At 38.4% G+C, this 17,368-nt stretch carries 14 protein-coding genes; 1 reads left to right on the top strand and 13 read right to left on the bottom strand.

Annotated elements, in window-relative coordinates:
- Positions 1-64 precede the first annotated feature (64 nt).
- From AAJG31_RS16585 to AAJG31_RS16535, 11 genes are all read right to left on the bottom strand, one after another.
- Positions 65-628 (bottom strand): thioredoxin family protein, encoded by a 564-nt coding sequence (locus AAJG31_RS16585; RefSeq protein ID WP_048394872.1) that lies wholly within the window; start codon positions 626-628, stop codon positions 65-67.
- Between the two features lie 157 nt (positions 629-785).
- Complete coding sequence (gene gatB, locus AAJG31_RS16580) at positions 786-2,213, bottom strand: Asp-tRNA(Asn)/Glu-tRNA(Gln) amidotransferase subunit GatB (protein ID WP_048394874.1); 1,428 nt, start codon at positions 2,211-2,213, stop codon at positions 786-788.
- A 1-nt stretch (position 2,214) separates the two neighbouring features.
- On the bottom strand, positions 2,215-3,678 hold the full coding sequence (gatA, locus tag AAJG31_RS16575; RefSeq protein WP_004225706.1) for an Asp-tRNA(Asn)/Glu-tRNA(Gln) amidotransferase subunit GatA: 1,464 nt from the start codon (positions 3,676-3,678) through the stop codon (positions 2,215-2,217).
- A gap of 24 nt (positions 3,679-3,702) precedes the next feature.
- Positions 3,703-3,990 carry an Asp-tRNA(Asn)/Glu-tRNA(Gln) amidotransferase subunit GatC gene (gatC, locus tag AAJG31_RS16570; RefSeq protein WP_004225708.1) on the bottom strand — a complete coding sequence of 96 codons (288 nt, stop codon included), beginning with the start codon at positions 3,988-3,990 and terminating at the stop codon, positions 3,703-3,705.
- Between the two features lie 233 nt (positions 3,991-4,223).
- Positions 4,224-5,363 carry a CamS family sex pheromone protein gene (locus tag AAJG31_RS16565; protein WP_054548985.1) on the bottom strand — a complete coding sequence of 380 codons (1,140 nt, stop codon included), beginning with the start codon at positions 5,361-5,363 and terminating at the stop codon, positions 4,224-4,226.
- A 121-nt stretch (positions 5,364-5,484) separates the two neighbouring features.
- Positions 5,485-7,488: an NAD-dependent DNA ligase LigA gene (ligA, locus tag AAJG31_RS16560; protein WP_279496261.1), complete on the bottom strand. Its 2,004-nt coding sequence runs from the start codon at positions 7,486-7,488 to the stop codon at positions 5,485-5,487.
- A gap of 14 nt (positions 7,489-7,502) precedes the next feature.
- Positions 7,503-9,755 carry a DNA helicase PcrA gene (gene pcrA, locus AAJG31_RS16555; protein ID WP_054548983.1) on the bottom strand — a complete coding sequence of 751 codons (2,253 nt, stop codon included), beginning with the start codon at positions 9,753-9,755 and terminating at the stop codon, positions 7,503-7,505.
- Positions 9,756-9,787: 32 nt separating this feature from the next.
- Complete coding sequence (locus AAJG31_RS16550; RefSeq protein ID WP_054548982.1) at positions 9,788-10,477, bottom strand: heptaprenylglyceryl phosphate synthase; 690 nt, start codon at positions 10,475-10,477, stop codon at positions 9,788-9,790.
- A gap of 111 nt (positions 10,478-10,588) precedes the next feature.
- A complete protein-coding gene (locus AAJG31_RS16545) occupies positions 10,589-10,909 on the bottom strand; it encodes a YerC/YecD family TrpR-related protein (protein WP_004225717.1) in 321 nt (106 codons plus the stop codon).
- Between the two features lie 15 nt (positions 10,910-10,924).
- The gene (locus AAJG31_RS16540; protein WP_054548981.1) at positions 10,925-11,980 is read right to left on the bottom strand and encodes a DUF3048 domain-containing protein; all 1,056 of its coding nucleotides are present in this window, start codon (positions 11,978-11,980) and stop codon (positions 10,925-10,927) included.
- 68 nt (positions 11,981-12,048) lie between these two features.
- Positions 12,049-13,770, bottom strand: a complete 1,722-nt coding sequence (locus tag AAJG31_RS16535) for an adenine deaminase C-terminal domain-containing protein (protein WP_054548980.1) — start codon at positions 13,768-13,770, stop codon at positions 12,049-12,051.
- A 200-nt stretch (positions 13,771-13,970) separates the two neighbouring features.
- Here AAJG31_RS16535 and AAJG31_RS16530 point away from each other — a divergent pair, with 200 nt between their 5' ends.
- Entirely contained in the window at positions 13,971-14,396 is a 426-nt protein-coding gene (locus tag AAJG31_RS16530) for a YgaP-like transmembrane domain (protein ID WP_053075731.1), read from the top strand.
- Between the two features lie 106 nt (positions 14,397-14,502).
- On the opposite strand, the gene purD is transcribed toward AAJG31_RS16530, so the two are convergent.
- On the bottom strand, positions 14,503-15,759 hold the full coding sequence (gene purD / locus AAJG31_RS16525) for a phosphoribosylamine--glycine ligase (protein ID WP_257962133.1): 1,257 nt from the start codon (positions 15,757-15,759) through the stop codon (positions 14,503-14,505).
- A gap of 81 nt (positions 15,760-15,840) precedes the next feature.
- The gene (gene purH, locus AAJG31_RS16520; RefSeq protein WP_066038207.1) at positions 15,841-17,367 is read right to left on the bottom strand and encodes a bifunctional phosphoribosylaminoimidazolecarboxamide formyltransferase/IMP cyclohydrolase; all 1,527 of its coding nucleotides are present in this window, start codon (positions 17,365-17,367) and stop codon (positions 15,841-15,843) included.
- Position 17,368 lies beyond the last annotated feature (1 nt).

Here is a 17,368-nt window from a genome sequence, read left to right as displayed (position 1 = left end):
TTCCTGCTTCATAAGATTCTACTTCATTCAACGATTTGTACGTTGAAATGTTGCAACACTCTTGTTATTTTTGTAATGCTTCTGTTACTTGCTTCTTAAAGTCCTCATAAACAAATGTCCAATATGTTTGATTGGAGATATTTTCTTCACGAATTTCTGCATAAAGAGCCTTTTGTGCCTCTTCAAATGTTGGATCTTCTTTATCTGGTAAGCTTGCTCGTTTCGTTACGACGAACTCTTGTAATTCTGGTGCGCGTGGTCCCCATTTTCCAATCACTTCTCCAGCATCATCTAATAATAGATAAACTGGAATTGCACGACCACCGTTTGTTAAATAACGATCAATTAGTTCTGTATCAGCATCACGGAAAACGGTACGCATATCTAATCCTGCCGCTTCAGCAATACGGCGAATAATTGGATTATTTAACATTGCGTCTCCGCACCAATCCTCTGTAATCGTTAAAATTTTAGGTTGTTTTTCTTTTAATAACTCAATAAAATCATCGTTTGTTGGTACTTCAAAGCCATCATAAATACGAAAGCTTTCTTCTTTTAACGTCGTCATGTTCTCCATATATTGCTGTATTGATATAGCTTCATTAAAATACTGTTGTTCTGTTTTCATCGGCTCGTCCCCCTTATTACTGTCTATTCTATATTTTGCTATGAATACTCTTTTTAAACAACTATTAAGTTTCGCAAAATGCAAATTTGTTACATTTTTGAAAATTAATAGCCGAGGGAGCAATGAAGCTCTCTCGGCTATTATGTTACAACGAGTATTATCGTTTGGCAATTTCTTGTTGTAATAATTTATTAACCATTGGAGGGTTAGCTTGACCTTTTGTTGCCTTCATAATTTGACCAACTAAGAAGCCAATCGCACGGTCTTTACCATTTTTGAAGTCCTCGATAGATTGAGCATTGTTATCTAAAACTTCTGTTACGATTGCTAGTAATGCACCTTCATCAGAAATTTGCACTAAGCCTTTTGCTTTCACAATATCCTGTGCAGAACCGCCATTTTCTACCAATTCAGCAAATACTTTTTTACCGATCTTAGAAGAAATTGTACCGTCTGTGATTAATTTCACCATTTCAGCAAGGTTTTCTGGTGTTAATGCAGTATCTTTTAGATCTTTTTGCTCTGCGTTTAAATAAGCAGAAACATCTCCCATTAACCAGTTAGCAGAAAGCTTAGCATCTGCCCCATTTGCTACCATTGCCTCAAAGAAGTCTGAGATCTCTTTAGAGATAACAAGAACTCCAGCATCATAAGGTGTTAAGCCTAGTTCTTCAACATAGCGTTTTTTACGAGCATCTGGAAGCTCAGGAATTTCAGATTTCACACGCTCTAACCATGCATCATCAATTGAAAGACGAACTAAGTCTGGCTCTGGGAAGTAACGGTAATCGTCTGTTCCCTCTTTAACACGCATTAAAATTGTTTTACCTGTTTTTTCATCAAAACGACGTGTTTCTTGCTCAATCACGCCACCAGATAATAATACATCTGCTTGACGTAATTCTTCATGCTCTAAACCACGACGAACATAGTTGAAGGAGTTCAGGTTTTTAAGCTCTGTTTTTGTACCAAATTCTTCTTGACCATAAGGGCGAATAGAAATATTGGCATCACAACGTAATGAGCCTTCTTCCATCTTACAATCAGATACGTCAGTATATTGAATAATCGATTTTAATTTTTCGAGATATGCATATGCTTCGTTTGGTGTACGAATATCTGGCTCAGAAACGATTTCAACAAGCGGTGTTCCTTGACGGTTAAAGTCAACTAGTGAATGGTCACCAGCATGTGAAAGTTTACCAGCATCTTCTTCCATATGAAGACGTGTGATACCGATACGTTTTGTATAGCCGTCTACTTCAATATCAATCCAACCATTTTTACCGATTGGTTTATCGAATTGTGAAATTTGATAAGCTTTCGGATTATCTGGATAGAAGTAGTTTTTACGGTCAAACTTTGTTTCTTGTTCGATTTCCATATTGAGTGCAAGTGCTGCACGCATAGCGAAATCTACTACATTTTTGTTCAGGACTGGTAGGACCCCAGGATAGCCTAAATCGATTACTGTTGTATTTGTATTTGGTTCAGCACCAAAGTGAGCTGGTGCTGGTGAGAAGATTTTTGAGTTAGTCTTCAACTCAACGTGTACTTCTAAACCAATGACTGTTTCAAAGTTCATGTTATTTTCCCTCCCACATTTGAGGAACTTCTTTATGGAACTCAGTTGCTTGTTCAAAAGCATGAGCCACACGGTAAATAGTTGCTTCATCGAAATATTTACCAATTATTTGTAAACCTAATGGTAGGCCGTTTTCAAAGCCACAAGGAATTGAAATCGCTGGTACACCTGCTAAGTTCATCGGGATTGTTAAAATATCGTTTGCATACATTGTCATTGGATCATCAACATTTTCACCAATCTTGAATGCTGGTGTTGGAGCTGTTGGTCCAATGATAACATCAAAGTCTTCAAATACTTTATCGTAGTCTGCTTTGATCAATGTACGTGCTTGTTGTGCTTTTTTGTAGTACGCATCATACGTACCTGCACTTAGTGAATAAGTACCTAGCATGATACGTCGTTTTACTTCATCACCAAAGCCTTGTGCACGTGTTTCTTTATAAAGGTCCATTAAATTTGTAACGTTTTCTGCACGGAAACCATAGCGGATACCATCGAAACGAGATAAGTTAGAAGACGCTTCAGATGAAGAAAGGATATAGTACGCAGCTAGTGCATATTTCGAGTGAGGAAGTGATACCTCTTCTACAGTAGCACCTAAGCCTTTTAATACCTCTAATGCCGCAAGCACTGATTGACGAGCTGCTTCACCAACTCCTTCACCAAGGAATTCTTTTGGCACAGCGATACGTAAGCCCTTAACATCACCAGTAAGAGCTGCAGCGTAATTTGGCACCTCAACATTCGCAGAAGTCGAATCATTTGGATCTAATCCAGCGATAGCTTCTAGTAATAGCGCATTATCTTCAACATTGCGTGTAATTGGTCCAATTTGATCTAGAGAAGATGCGAATGCAACGAGACCAAAACGAGATACACGACCATATGTAGGTTTCATCCCTACAACACCACAGTAAGCTGCAGGTTGACGGATTGAACCACCTGTATCTGATCCAAGAGAGAAGGGTACTTCACCAGCTGCTACAGCTGCTGCAGATGCACCTGAAGAACCTCCTGGTACGTGGTTTAAGTTCCATGGATTTTTTGTTGTTTTATAGTATGAGTTTTCGTTTGAAGAACCCATTGCAAATTCATCCATGTTTAATTTACCAACTGTAATCATGCCAGCTTCACGTAGCTTGTTGACAACAGTTGCATCATAGATCGGCATAAAGCCTTCTAGAATTTTAGAGGCACATGTTGTTTCTAAGCCTTCTGTTACGATGTTGTCTTTCACACCGATCGGTAGACCGAATAATGGTCCACGCTTTTCAAATGGTACTTTATCCATTTCAGCAGCTTGAGCAGTTGCTTTTTCTTCGTTTGAAGCAAGGAATGCTTGTACATCGCCATCAAGCTTTGCAATACGCTCGTATGCTTCTTTCGTTAAGTCAGCGATTGATAAGTTACCCGCTTTAATTTCTGCTTGTAACTCCTTAGCTGAACGTTCAAATAGCGTCATGAGGAATCCTCCTATGTTTTAGTATTACATGATAGCTGGTACTTTTACTTGACCATCTTCTTGTTCTTTTACGTTTAACATCATTACTTCGCGGTCTAAACCTTTTACTGCTACGTCTTCACGCATTACATTCACTAATGGTAAAACGTGCGTTGTTGGTTCAACATTTGTTGTATCCAGTTCATTTAACTGCTCCGCAAAGTCTGTAATTTTACCAAGCTGTTCAGCAAATTTCTCTGCTTCTTCTTCTGTAATTGCAAGACGTGCTAAATTTGCCACGTGCTTTACTTCTTCTTTTGTTAATTTAGCCATTTTTCACACCTCCGAATACTTGTTCAATTCATTGTTTTTATTGATAACAATAGGGTTGAATAAAGTTAACCATGCCAATAATCATAACATTTTTCATTTTAAAAATCACAACTTTCACTAAAAATATAGAAACTTTCACTACTATAACAAAGTGTTGTCTCTATCATCCTGTTGTGTTCCTCTATTTCAATCCATTACCATAAAAAATATAGTCAGCACAAAGGCTGACTATATTAATCATAGACATGCACGTAAGGGTCCTTGTCATTGGCCTTTTTGATGATTAATGCCTCAGGACCATTCACTGAAGTAACACTCACTTCCACATGAATATTATCAAATTGATTGATTAAAATCCCTGTTAAATATTGCGTAAATCCTATTATCTCTGCTTTGCCGAAAAATTGGATTGGGATTTCAATCGAAAGGTTTTGTATTTGTTTATTACGATAGAAACCAGTTCCGATCACACTTGTATAGTTAGAAAAATATTTATCAACATCTTGCTTGAAGTTCTTGAAGTTATTGTTGACATCTCGGTATACATCTTGTGAATCATCTGTTGGGAACAAGACGTAATTTTCATCTATACCTTCCCAATCAGCGATGCTGTTCTGCCCAGCTTTTGCTACACCATAGCTAAAGTATGTCCCTGGAATAATTTGATTACGGGCTTGCTGCTTAAACAGACCGACTACAATCGGTACATCCTTTAACTCTTCACGTGAACGTAAACGAGAAACGATTTCAGTAGCCATTTTTTTGCCCTGCTCAATAAGAGTAGACTCTGAAATTGGTTCCTCGTAATATTCGCCATACTGTTCTTTTTGATAGTAATAGATAGAATTTAAAGCAAGACCGATTGAAATCCCGCCTAGTTTCACTTTATTATCCTTCGTTTTTGTTAAGTAGTTTTGCTCTACAATATGGGATAAATAAACTGGAGCCTTTGTTGCTCGCTCCTCAGGTGTCATTGTGTCTGTTGTCGGTGGATTTAATCCATCCTCTGTTTGTGAACTACGAGCAAGCCAAGAGCTTACTGTACTTTCAGCTAAATATTGACCTTCTTGGAAGTAGTAGTTTTCTGTGTCGAACTCGTTTTGAGATAAACGCATTAAACCTGATTCAACTTCCTTCATATCATATTTCGTATAAATGTTAGATACCACTAGACCTCTACTTGCACTCTCTTTATAAGGGATAAGCGTCTTATAATAAGATTCATCAATTTGTATGCTTGGGATAATTGTTGTTTCAGCTTTTTCTTTCTGTTGCGTTTCCTGTGTAAGCTCTGTCTCCTTCTTGTCAGAAGGCACACAGCCGACTAGCATTGCAGCAGCTACGATTGCTGGAATGAGTCGAAAAGACTTCATTATTTAGTGCTCCTTTACTAATAGTCAATTTTAGGTCGACGAATCTACTCGACGCCTTGTTGTAACGGTTGTGCACTCAACATTGCCTTTTATTCATAAAAGGCAGGATATCATGCACTTATTAAATGAGGTTAAGTTGTTCAATTAAGTTATCTTCAGTCCAAACTTCGATACCCAATTGCTCAGCCTTTGTTAGTTTAGAGCCTGCATCCGCACCTGCGATCACTAGATCTGTTTTTTTGCTGACACTACCCGTGACTGTACCACCTAACTCTTCTATTTTCGCTTTTGCTTCGTTGCGTGTCAATTGCTCAAGTTTACCAGTTAAGACAATTGTTTTACCTGCAAAAGGACTATCACCTATCGCTACTTCTACTTTTTTACCTTTGTATGTCATATTCACGCCTGCTTCAGCAAGACGCTTAATGACTGCTCGTGCATCTTCATTTGAGAAATACTCCACTAACGATGAAGCCATTTTATCTCCAATTTCATAAATTGCCACAAGCTGCTCCTCTGTTGCAGCCATCACTGCTTCCATTGAACCAAATTCCTCTGATACGATTTTGGCTGCTTTTTCACCAACATGACGAATTCCTAGTCCAATTAATAAACGCTCCATCGAATTTTCCTTCGATGCTTGAATGGCATTTACTAAATTAGTTGCTGATTTTTCGCCCATACGCTCCAATTCCACAAGCTGCTCTACCGTTAAATGATACAGGTCAGAAACATCATGTATTAAATCTGCACGTAATAATTGCTCCACTACTTTATCCCCAAGACCGTCAATATTCATCGCGTTTCGAGAAACAAAATATTTTATGCTTTCTGCAATTTGCGCAAAGCAGGCAGGATTTACACAGCGCAGGGCAACTTCGCCTTCAATCCGAATCAATTCACTATCACAAACAGGGCAATTTTTTGGCATGACAAAAGGGACTGAATCCTCAGGACGTTGTTCTATTAGCACACCCACAACTTGAGGAATAATGTCACCAGCTTTTCGAATAATAACTGTATCACCAAGACGAATATCCTTATCTCGAATTAAATCTTCATTGTGTAAAGAAGCACGTTGAACCGTCGTTCCCGCTACTTGTACGGGGGTTAAAATCGCTGTAGGAGTAACAACACCTGTACGACCTACTGTTAAATCAATATCAAGTAACGTTGTAACAACTTCCTCTGCGGGAAATTTATAGGCAATCGCCCAGCGTGGACTCTTTGCTGTATAACCTAGTTCATCTTGCTGAGCATAACGGTCAACTTTAATAACAATTCCGTCAATCTCGTAAGCTAATTTTGGACGATTTTCTGTCCAATGTTCTATAAAGGCCATTACCTCTTCAATAGTAGAGCATCGTTGGCGTTCTTTATTGGAAGGGAAGCCTAAGCCTTCTAAATAATCAAGCATTTCTGCATGACCGTCGATACCATATACTTCACCGTCTCCGCCAATGGCATAGATAAACGTTGATAATTGGCGACTGGCCGCAATTTTAGGGTCTAACTGACGTAATGAGCCAGCAGCAGCATTCCGTGGATTAGCAAACAACTCCTCACCATTGTCTGCACGTTGGGCATTTAAGTTTTCAAAGGATTTTTTTGGCATATACGCCTCACCACGTACTTCAATCGTAATAGGTTCCTTTAAACGAAGGGGAATCGCACGGATTGTCTTTAAATTGGCGGTAATATCTTCTCCTACCACACCATCTCCTCTTGTAGCCCCTTGTACAAACATGCCATTTTCATATTTTAATGAAATAGCTAAACCATCTATTTTCAGCTCACATACATATGAAAATTGATCTCCGATAGCCTGACGCACTTTACGATCGAATTCTCGTAAATCCGCTTCATGAAAAGCATTTGAAAGACTAAGCATTGGGTAATCATGCGTCACTTTTTTAAAACCCTCTACCACTGCTCCACCAACACGCTGCGTAGGAGAATCGGGGTAAGTAAGGGATGGGTTCGCTTCTTCTAATGCAATCAGTTCCTGTAATAGCTGGTCATAGACACTATCTGCTACGACAGGTTTATCTAACACATAATAGGCATAACCATATTCATGCAGTAATTTATTTAACTCCGCTATACGCTGTTCTATTTCGTTCATTTACGTTCCTCCGCTTACGCTTTTTCAATCGGTGCAAATTGAGCAAGTAATCGCTTTATACCAATTGGTTGTGGGAATGCGATATCAAGCTCTGTACTATCACCTTCACCTTTTACACTAACAACCATACCTGTTCCCCATTTTTTATGAATCGCCTTATCTCCAGCTTTCCATCCAAATTGATCTCCCCCCGTTGCTTGTAAACGTGCTGTGGCAGGTTGTGTTTGCTGAATAGCACCCAGCGTACGCTTTTGATGGCCACCGATTGAACGATTGTTAGTAGCAAATGGTACTGTTGATGTTGTCCCTGCCTTAGAAATTGACTCTGTAATATCTTGAGAAATTTCACCTAAAAATCGGGATGCATTATTAAAGCTTGAACGACCAAAAATCGTTCGGCTTTGGGCACATGTTAAATATAGACGTTCCTCAGCACGGGTCACACCTACGTACATAAGGCGGCGTTCCTCTTCCATTTCTTCTTGATCGTCTAGTGAGCGTGAATGTGGGAAGATGTTTTCCTCCATACCGATAATAAAGACAACTGGGAACTCTAAGCCTTTAGCTGCATGCATCGTCATTAAAATAATATTGCCTTTAGATGCATCCTCTTTGTCAAGTGCATCAATATCAGCTATAAGGGCTAAATCTGTTAAAAAGGCAATTAAGCTTTTATCATCACTGCGCTCTTCAAAAGCCTTTGTGACAGATAAAAACTCTTCAATATTTTCTAAACGGCTTTCTGCTTCAATTGTTTTTTCGTTTTGTAACATTGCTCGATAACCCGATTTATCAATAACTTGCTCCACAATTTCAGTGACAGATAGATATTCCTGCATTTGTGTAAAGCCTTTAATCATGGCATAAAATTGCTCAGCCGAATTTGCTGCTTTCCCTGATAATCCCATGAAAACAAGATCATTCATCGCGTCAAAAATCGAACGATCCTGATCTATCGCATAACGTGCCATTTTTTCAAAGGAAGTTGCACCAATACTGCGCTTTGGCTCATTAATAATACGTGCTAGTGATAAATCATCATCATTATTAGCAATAAGTCGTAAATATGCTAGTAAGTCCTTTATCTCTTTTCGATCATAGAACTTTGTTCCGCCTACTATTTGATAGGCCATATTGGACTTAACAAGTACTTCCTCCATTACACGAGATTGAGCGTTTGTACGATATAAAATAGCAAAGTCATCAAATGAACGATTTTCTTTTTCAATTAACTGTTGAATCGTTTGTACAACAAATTGCGCTTCCTCCTGCTCGTTATAAGCTTTATATAGTGCAATCTTTTCACCTTCTGAATTTTCTGTGCGTAATTCTTTTGGGTAACGTGTTGTATTATTTTGAATGACGTCATTGGCTGCCTGTAGGATGCGTTTAGTTGAACGATAATTTTGCTCTAGCATAATCACCTTTGCAGTTGGATAATCCTTTTCGAAGGATAGGATATTCCCAATATCTGCACCACGCCAACGATAGATAGACTGATCGGAATCACCTACAACACAAATATTTTTAAATTTCTTTGCTAGTAATTGTACAAGTAAATACTGAGATTTATTGGTATCTTGATATTCATCGACATGAATATATTGAAATTTATTTTGATAATATTCAAGCACTTCAGGTACACGTTTAAACAACGTAATCGTCGTCATAATCAAATCATCAAAATCAAGGGATTGGTTGCGGCGTAATCTTTTCTCATAGCCTTTATAGACACGTGCAACTGTTTGTTCATAAGGATTCTTATCATTCATTTGGCCTGCGTAATCATCCGCTGCTATACACTCGTTTTTTGCTGCACTAATAGCATTTAAAATTGCTCGTGGCTCAAAACGTTTTGGATCAATATTTTCTTCCTTCATCACATTTTTGATGACTGAAAGCTGATCCGTAGAATCTAAAATAGAGAAATTACGAGAAATGCCTAGTTGATCGATATTACGACGTAAAATTCTTACACACATAGAGTGGAAAGTAGAAACCCACATACTATCGCCCGTACCATTACCAAGAATGCCATCAATACGTTCACGCATTTCTCGTGCTGCTTTATTTGTAAATGTAATCGCTAAAATTTTAGAAGGATATACTTCCTTTTCGATAACTAGGTAAGCAATACGATGTGTTAAAACTCGTGTTTTTCCTGACCCAGCGCCTGCCATAATGAGTAATGGTCCTTCAGTTGTTTTAACTGCTCTTTCTTGTTCAGGATTCATGCCTGCTAGTAAATTTTTTGTTAACTGTTCCATTTCGCACCGCCTTACAAACATTTGTTCTAAAATTATAACGTATTTTTAACAGCCTTAACAGTCGCAAGTGCAGCTTTTAAATCTTCGTAAATAATATTTCCAACTACTACCGTATCTGCAACGCGTGCCATTTCCTCTGCTTGCTTTACAGATGTTATGCCACCACCGTAAAAGAGTTTGGTATGCTTCAGTTCGTTTTTCACAGCACTAACTACCTCTAGATTGCCATACATTCCACTGTACTCTAAATAAAAAACAGGCAGTTTAAAGAAATTCTCTGCCATGCGTGCATAAGCTACCACGTCATCAATCGTTAAATCTGTTTTCGCACCCGTTACATGGGCTACTTTACAATCAGGATTTAAAATACAATATCCTTCCGCTACTAATTCATCCCATACCATAATATCGCCGTATTCTTTAATAGCCTCATGATGTAAATTTTTAATCCATTTTGGATCATCACTATTTAATACCGTTGGGATGAAATAATAGTCGTAACCTGGTGTTACCGCATCGATCGTAGAAATTTCAAGTGCTATCGGCACCTCAAAACGACGCACTCGAACAAGTAAATCTAATACCCCATCCAACGTTACATTATCTGTTCCCCCGACCAAAATAACATCTGTCCCAGACTCGCAAATTTTTTCTAATGCTTCATCGGAAATGTCCTTCGCTGGATCTAGCTTGAACACATGTCTCCATTCTAAATAATCCATCTATGTTTACCACCTATCATTTTCTATCTATTCGTTTACAAGTATAGCTTATGATACACGACAAAAAAATGAAAAAGACCGAGTAGAACTTCTACTCAGCCTTTTTTCTGACTATTCTTTTGGTGCTTGGAATGGTTTTTCATCTGGATACAAACGACCTAACATTTCATCATATGTATCATTCCCATAATCGAAGCAGCGACGCACGCGCGAAATAGTTGCAGTACTTGCCCCTGTTTCCTTTTTAATGGATTCGTAGGTTTTCTTTAATCGTAATAAATGTGCAACCTCAAAGCGTTGTGCCAACGATTGAATTTCACTAATCGTACATAAATCATCAAAAAACTTATAGCATTCCTCGATGTCCTTCAACTCTAACACTGCTTTAAATAATTGATCTGTTTGATGCCCCCGAATTTTTTCGATTTGCATACAATTTTCCTCCCTTTAAGGCTGCGTTTTCACCATTGCTTGTAACCCTGGCGAAGATGGTACGAAATGAACCCACGACTTTCCTGGTACAAGCTTTACAGGATCCCCTGTTTGCTCTACAGCCATTGGTATTCCATTAACATTAGCCCATTTGACTTCCCTCAAATAGCCATTTTGAAATACATACGCATTTCCACCAGACGTTAAATCAATTGCTTGGCGACCAATATCATCAATTGTTTGGTGATCCATTTCGAAAAATAGAACATTTGCTAATGACACTGTTTCGCCTGTTAACATATCTTTTGTGTCCACGCTAGCCGATTGTCGTTCATAGTGATTCGTTTGATGATTATACACATACGCGTTATGGAAATCTTCATTATTTCCGTAATAAATGTCAACTTGACTTGTTTCAATACCTATTTTACCACGTTCATCTGGTTCATAAAAAGCCTGAAGTACTTTTTCACTGTAATTCATTGAAGCGCCTACCATTTCAGCACCTTTTAGAATGTTTTCTGATGTAATATAGGAATTGTGTGGCGCAACGCGGTCGTTAGAACGTTTAAACAGAATACCATCATAAGCCATACCGTTGATATTGTCGACGATACGATGATCAAGCATTGTTTTCGCCTCAGGACTATAGCCATGTGCTACATAAAAGGCATCAAATCCCTTGGCCATATCGATAAAATAAGAGCGTGCACTACGAACTGGCCCAATATTTTCAGGCAGTTCACTTTGGTATACTGCTAAAAAGCGTGTCACATTACCTTCTGCAAGCATTTCATAAGTGATATCCGCCGCAGCTAAGCCTGATTGTGGACGTGCCGCTGGATGATTATTAATGGTTACGATAATTGGTCGCTGTGTAATTTCTTCTTGTACAGCCTCCCCAGTAAGTGGTGCAACAAATGCTGGTTGTTGCACAGGCTCCTCCACTACTGCTTCTTCCTCTACAATTGGTTCATCATCCTCTTTGACTTTTGGTGTATCCTTTGAACATCCCCCGATTACCAAAGCACTAAATGCAAAAGCAATCCATAATTTTTTCGATTTGAACACAAGCATATCTCTCCTTTGAACAATTACAATATTTGTAATTGTTTAAACAACTGAAACACTTTCATGAATTAGCGCATAACAGCAGGTAATAATAACTTATTCTTCATCACATCGAAAATTCCTTGTGGTGTTATACGAATATATGGTAAATGAGTAGATTGTAAAAATAATAATGTATAAATGGCATCTCCTAATTGATAGCCTCTATCTGCTAAAGCTTGTTTTAAAGCCTTTTCTTTCTCTGTTAAAGTGAATACATCTCCATCATATAAAAGTCCACCAATTGTTAATGGTATGTCCGCTATAACTTCTCCTTTTTCGACGAGAACAATACCACCATTCATTGCCTTCATTTCTTCGAAGGCTTTAATCATATCGTCTTTATTTTTTCCAATTAACAATATGTCACCAGTGTTGGAATAAGAGGATGCAAAGCCTTGGACATCCGTTGCAAATCCTTTAATCATTGTATTTACATGCCAGTTGCCTTTTCGGTTAATGAGCATTAAATAGCACTCATCATGATTTGCCAATGGCCCTTCTTTCGTAATTAAAGAATTATAAGGCTTTGTAATCACATCATTAACTAATTGAATCCCAAACGGCATAGAAAACTGGAAATCCTGTGAATCTAATGAGAAATCTAAATCTAAAGCTGGGATGGCAGAATAATCAATTGTCGCCATTCTATGCACACGATCCCCATTACGCTTCAACCAGACACCCTTTGATAAAACACTTTCTGGAACAGGATGATATTCATCTTGTAAAATATTGAGTGAAGCAAAACGCCCTGTTGCGATAAAACCATGTAAATTAGACATGTTGTAATAACGTGCTACATTATAGGAAGCCATTTGATAAGCATCAATAGGAGATACCCCTGCATCTAAAGCTACTTGAATGCATTTATCCATCACACCATCCTCATGGAATGAAGGAGTTGAACCGTCTGTTGTCATCATTAAATGATCAAAGATTGGAAGCTCTTTTTCTACTATTCCTTTTAGTAGATGTGGTAAATCTGGTCGTATGGAAGAATGACGTAAAGTTACAGCATAGCCCTGCATAATACGACGCTCTACCTCTTCTACTGTCATTGCCTCATGATCACCATCAGCACCAAGCAGTTTCATTCGTGCCAATGTTCTTTCTGAAGCTCCAGGGAAATGACCTTCAATTTTTTTTCCCAGTCCCTTAGCCATTTGCATACGATAAAGCATTTGATCGTCGCCATGCAACAGCTTAGGCCAGCCTGTCAACTCTCCACCAAGTAAGACATCACTTCGCTCTAACCACTCTAATATAGAAGTATTAGAGAAAACCTCTTCTTCTTGCTCCAATTCAGTTTGTGAGTCAAAGCGAGTCCACCAATAAAAAGAAAAAGGTAGCTTTTTCAAACTCTCTAAAATTGAAAACGCTTTCTTATTTTCTAAATTTAAAACAAAGCTTAAATTATCCGAAATAAAAGTTGTTGTCCCAAGCTGACCACAAAAATCTGCAAATGACTGTGGATGATAAAGCTGGAATGGGTGTACATGTGGCTCAATATAGCCAGGTACGATTGTTTTTCCTGTACAATCCACCACTTCTGTTCCTTCTAATAAAGGAGGCATTCTGTCACCAGCATAGACAATGCGATCTCCCAAAATCCAAATGTTCCCTACTATGAATTGCTTTAACATACTATGCAAATAACGTGCATTCTTCAGCACGATATCTGGTGCCTTTTTCCCATCGATTACTGCTAATTGTTGACGTATTTTTGTTATTTTCCATACTGGATCCATGCTATTCGCTCCTTCCTAAATTACGTAATTTTTCATTGTGTAAATCCAACTTGAAATCACATACTACTACTGCATAATCGCATATTTTCATAAAAATTATGCTTTATGCAATCATCTTGTTTCAATCGTAACACAGCACTTTCATAAAGCAAAGTGCACCTCGCTTATTTTTTCCACAATGACTAAAGGAGGAAGTAATGATGATGCAGCAAGCAAATTTAAGCGAAAAGAACGCATTTTGTCGTTTTGCCATGGGGACAAGTTTAACCGCATTTGGTATCGCTAAAGTTTCTAGAAATCCTAATTGTACAAAAGGTCGATTAATGATTGCATTAGGTGCCATGAAAATGGCTGAGGGACTTTTTAAATATTGTCCAACGAAAGCAGTTTTAAGCTCCAATATGCAGAATGCCATGAACACCTCTATGCAAAGTATGTTCAGCGGGCAAAATTCTATGTCTACTGAACAAATCGATAAGCTCATGAAGGATTTTTCCTCTGCTATAGCTGGTAATTCTTCAGGTTCACAAGCTACTGCTTCAAAACAATCTAACACCAGCACTTCAACTCAAAATTCCTCAAATAGTAGCGATTCTTCAACGAATAAAGCTCAGAATCCTTCTTAGTCAAAGGAGCCGTCCCAATCTATTATTGAGACGGCTCTTACCTCTTACGTTTTGAAACAACAAGAGGTTTCAAAAGACGATAAAAAATATTTAGTGAAAATAATAATTACTTAAACGTACGCCAGCCAATATCTTTACGGAAGAAAAAGTGATCCCATGTTTCCGTTGCAATACCTTCATAAACCTTTTCCTGTGCTTCTTGTAAAGTAGCTGCTTTTGCACCAACTAACAGTACACGTCCTCCATTACCAACGAATTGACCGTCTACTAATTTTGTACCTGCATGGAAAACTGCATGTGATGTCGAAAGTGCCTCTAAATTCGGTAATACCTTACCTTTTTCAACGTCTCCTGGGTAACCCTCTGCTGCAATGACTACACCAAGCATTGCTTCTTCTGACCATTGTAAATCAAAAGGCTGTTCATCCATTAACGCCATCATAAATGCACCAAAATCTGAAACCATACGTGGCAATACAACTTGCGTTTCAGGATCACCAAAACGAGCATTAAACTCTATGACCTGAGGACCTTTATTCGTTAAAATTAACCCTGCGTATAAAATACCTGTAAAGGAAGCACCATCTGCCTCCATCCCTTTAACAGTTGGTTCTACAATAGTTTGAAATGCAATATCTACTACCTCTTGTGGGATTTGTGGTACTGGTGAATAAGCACCCATACCTCCTGTGTTTGGTCCTTTATCACCGTCATAAGCTCGTTTATGATCTTGTGCAATAACCATTGGATAAATTTGTCCTTTGTGCACAAAAGACATAAAGGAGAATTCTTCACCGTCTAAAAATTCCTCAACGACAACACGTGAAGAGGATTCACCAAAACGTTGGTTTCCAATCATATCCTCTACAGCTTCAATCGCTTCTTCCTCTGTCATTGCCACAACGACGCCCTTACCAGCCGCTAAACCATCAGCCTTAATGACAATAGGCGCCCCTTGTTCTTTAATATACGCTATTGCTTTTTCTGCTTCAGTAAATGTTTCATGTGCTGCTGTAGGAATATTGTATTTATTCATAATTTCTTTCGCATAGGATTTACTGCTTTCTATTTGAGCAGCAACTTTTGTAGGACCAAAAATACGTAAACCTCTAGCTGTAAAGAAATCGACAATGCCTTCAGCAAGCGGCTGTTCTGGGCCAACAAATGTTAATGCAATATCATTTTCCTTGGCAAATTGAGCGAGACCTGCGAAATCCATTGTATCAATAGCAACAACTTCTACTTCGCCTCGCATCCCATCATTTCCTGGCGCTACGAATACGTTGTTCACTGATGGAGAGATGCTAAATTGTTTAGCGATTGCATGCTCACGGCCACCGCTTCCGATTACTAATACATTCATTTTAGAGAATCCTCCTCTTTGTAAGTAAAACCGAGATGAACCAACATCTCGGTCTGTTTAGATTTCTATATAATTCTACAATTAATGTTTAAAATGACGTACGCCTGTGAATACCATCGCAATGCCGTATTCATTTGCTTTATCAATGGAATCTTGATCTTTAATGGAACCACCTGGTTGAATAATTGCTGTAATTCCTGCAGCTGCTGCCGCCTCCACAGTATCGCTCATTGGGAAAAATGCATCCGATGCTAATGCAGCACCTTTCGCTTTTTCTCCAGCTTGTTCAAAGGCAATTTTAGCTGCACCTACACGATTCATTTGCCCTGCACCAACCCCAAGTGTCATTTGAGAATCTGTTACAACAATCGCATTGGATTTCACATGTTTGACAACAGACCAACCAAGTTGCAATGCTTCCCATTCTTGCTCTGTTGGTTCACGATCTGTCACCACTTTAATATCCGCATTGCCAAAGCCATAACGATCTGGCTCCTGTACAAGAAGGCCACCCTCAACTGATACTACATTGAATGAATCTTGTTTCGCTTGCTCGAAAGGAATTGTTAGTAAGCGGATATTTTTCTTTTTCGTTAAAATATCTAATGCTTCTTGTGAGAAAGCAGGTGCAATAATAATCTCTAGGAAAATATGACTTAGCTTCTCAGCAGTTGCTGCATCCACTTCCATATTTAATGCGATAATACCGCCAAAAATAGATGTTGGATCTGCTTCATATGCTTTATCGAATGCTGCCTCTAACGTGACACCAGTGCCAACACCACATGGATTCATATGTTTCACCGCTACAGCAGCTGGCATTTCAAATTCTTTTACAATTTGCAATGCTGCATTACCATCTTGAATATTATTGTAGGATAACTCTTTACCATGTAATTGTGTAGCATAAGCTAATGAAAAGTCAGAGCCAAGACGCTTTTGGTAGAAGGCCGCTTTTTGGTGAGGGTTTTCGCCATAGCGTAAATTTTGCTTTAATTCATATGTCATCGTTAAGCTCTCTGGGAACTCTTCTTCAGTCAGGTAGTTCGAAATATAAGAATCATAAGCGGCTGTGTGACGGAAAACTTTCGCAGCTAGTTTACGACGTGTTTCAATTGTTGTGGCACCGTCTGCTTTAAGTTCCTCTAATACTGTTGCATAGTCATTGCTGTCCACGATTACTGTTACATATTGATGGTTTTTTGCAGCAGAACGTAACATTGTTGGACCACCGATATCAATGTTTTCAATTGCATCATCCCAAGTTACATTAGGCTTTGAAATTGTTTCAACAAACGGATAGAGATTCACACAAACAATTTCAATTGGTTCAATTCCATGCTCATTCATCTGTGCTTGATGAGAGACATCATCAAACTTTCCTAATAGACCACCGTGAATCATTGGGTTTAAAGTTTTCACACGACCATCTAAAATTTCAGGAAACTTCGTTACTTCATCTACTGCTGTTACAGCTACCGCATTATCCTGTAACATTTTTTTTGTACCGCCAGTTGATAAAATTTCATAACCTAATGCTACTAATTCCTTTGCAAATTCTAAAATACCATCTTTATTGGAAACACTGATTAATGCACGTTTTGTCACA

Origin of the sequence: Lysinibacillus sp. BS3, from assembly GCF_039614735.1 — a bacterium.
GTDB lineage: Bacteria > Bacillota > Bacilli > Bacillales_A > Planococcaceae > Lysinibacillus > Lysinibacillus capsici.
The sequence above is the reverse complement of the archived record's forward strand: the minus strand, read 5'-3'. Positions and strand labels throughout refer to the sequence as shown.

Bases quoted from the DNA above. Each gene is read 5' to 3' on its own strand.
- gatB (WP_048394874.1), bottom strand. From the start codon at position 2,213: ATGAACTTTGAAACAGTCATTGGTTTAGAAGTACACGTTGAGTTGAAG.
- gatC (WP_004225708.1), bottom strand. From the start codon at position 3,990: ATGGCTAAATTAACAAAAGAAGAAGTAAAGCACGTGGCAAATTTAGCA.
- AAJG31_RS16585 (WP_048394872.1), bottom strand. From the start codon at position 628: ATGAAAACAGAACAACAGTATTTTAATGAAGCTATATCAATACAGCAA.
- AAJG31_RS16545 (WP_004225717.1), bottom strand. From the start codon at position 10,909: ATGCAAATCGAAAAAATTCGGGGGCATCAAACAGATCAATTATTTAAA.
- AAJG31_RS16530 (WP_053075731.1), top strand. From the start codon at position 13,971: ATGATGCAGCAAGCAAATTTAAGCGAAAAGAACGCATTTTGTCGTTTT.
- purD (WP_257962133.1), bottom strand. From the start codon at position 15,759: ATGAATGTATTAGTAATCGGAAGCGGTGGCCGTGAGCATGCAATCGCT.
- pcrA (WP_054548983.1), bottom strand. From the start codon at position 9,755: ATGGAACAGTTAACAAAAAATTTACTAGCAGGCATGAATCCTGAACAA.
- AAJG31_RS16565 (WP_054548985.1), bottom strand. From the start codon at position 5,363: ATGAAGTCTTTTCGACTCATTCCAGCAATCGTAGCTGCTGCAATGCTA.
- AAJG31_RS16550 (WP_054548982.1), bottom strand. From the start codon at position 10,477: ATGGATTATTTAGAATGGAGACATGTGTTCAAGCTAGATCCAGCGAAG.
- AAJG31_RS16535 (WP_054548980.1), bottom strand. From the start codon at position 13,770: ATGGATCCAGTATGGAAAATAACAAAAATACGTCAACAATTAGCAGTA.
- ligA (WP_279496261.1), bottom strand. From the start codon at position 7,488: ATGAACGAAATAGAACAGCGTATAGCGGAGTTAAATAAATTACTGCAT.
- gatA (WP_004225706.1), bottom strand. From the start codon at position 3,678: ATGACGCTATTTGAACGTTCAGCTAAGGAGTTACAAGCAGAAATTAAA.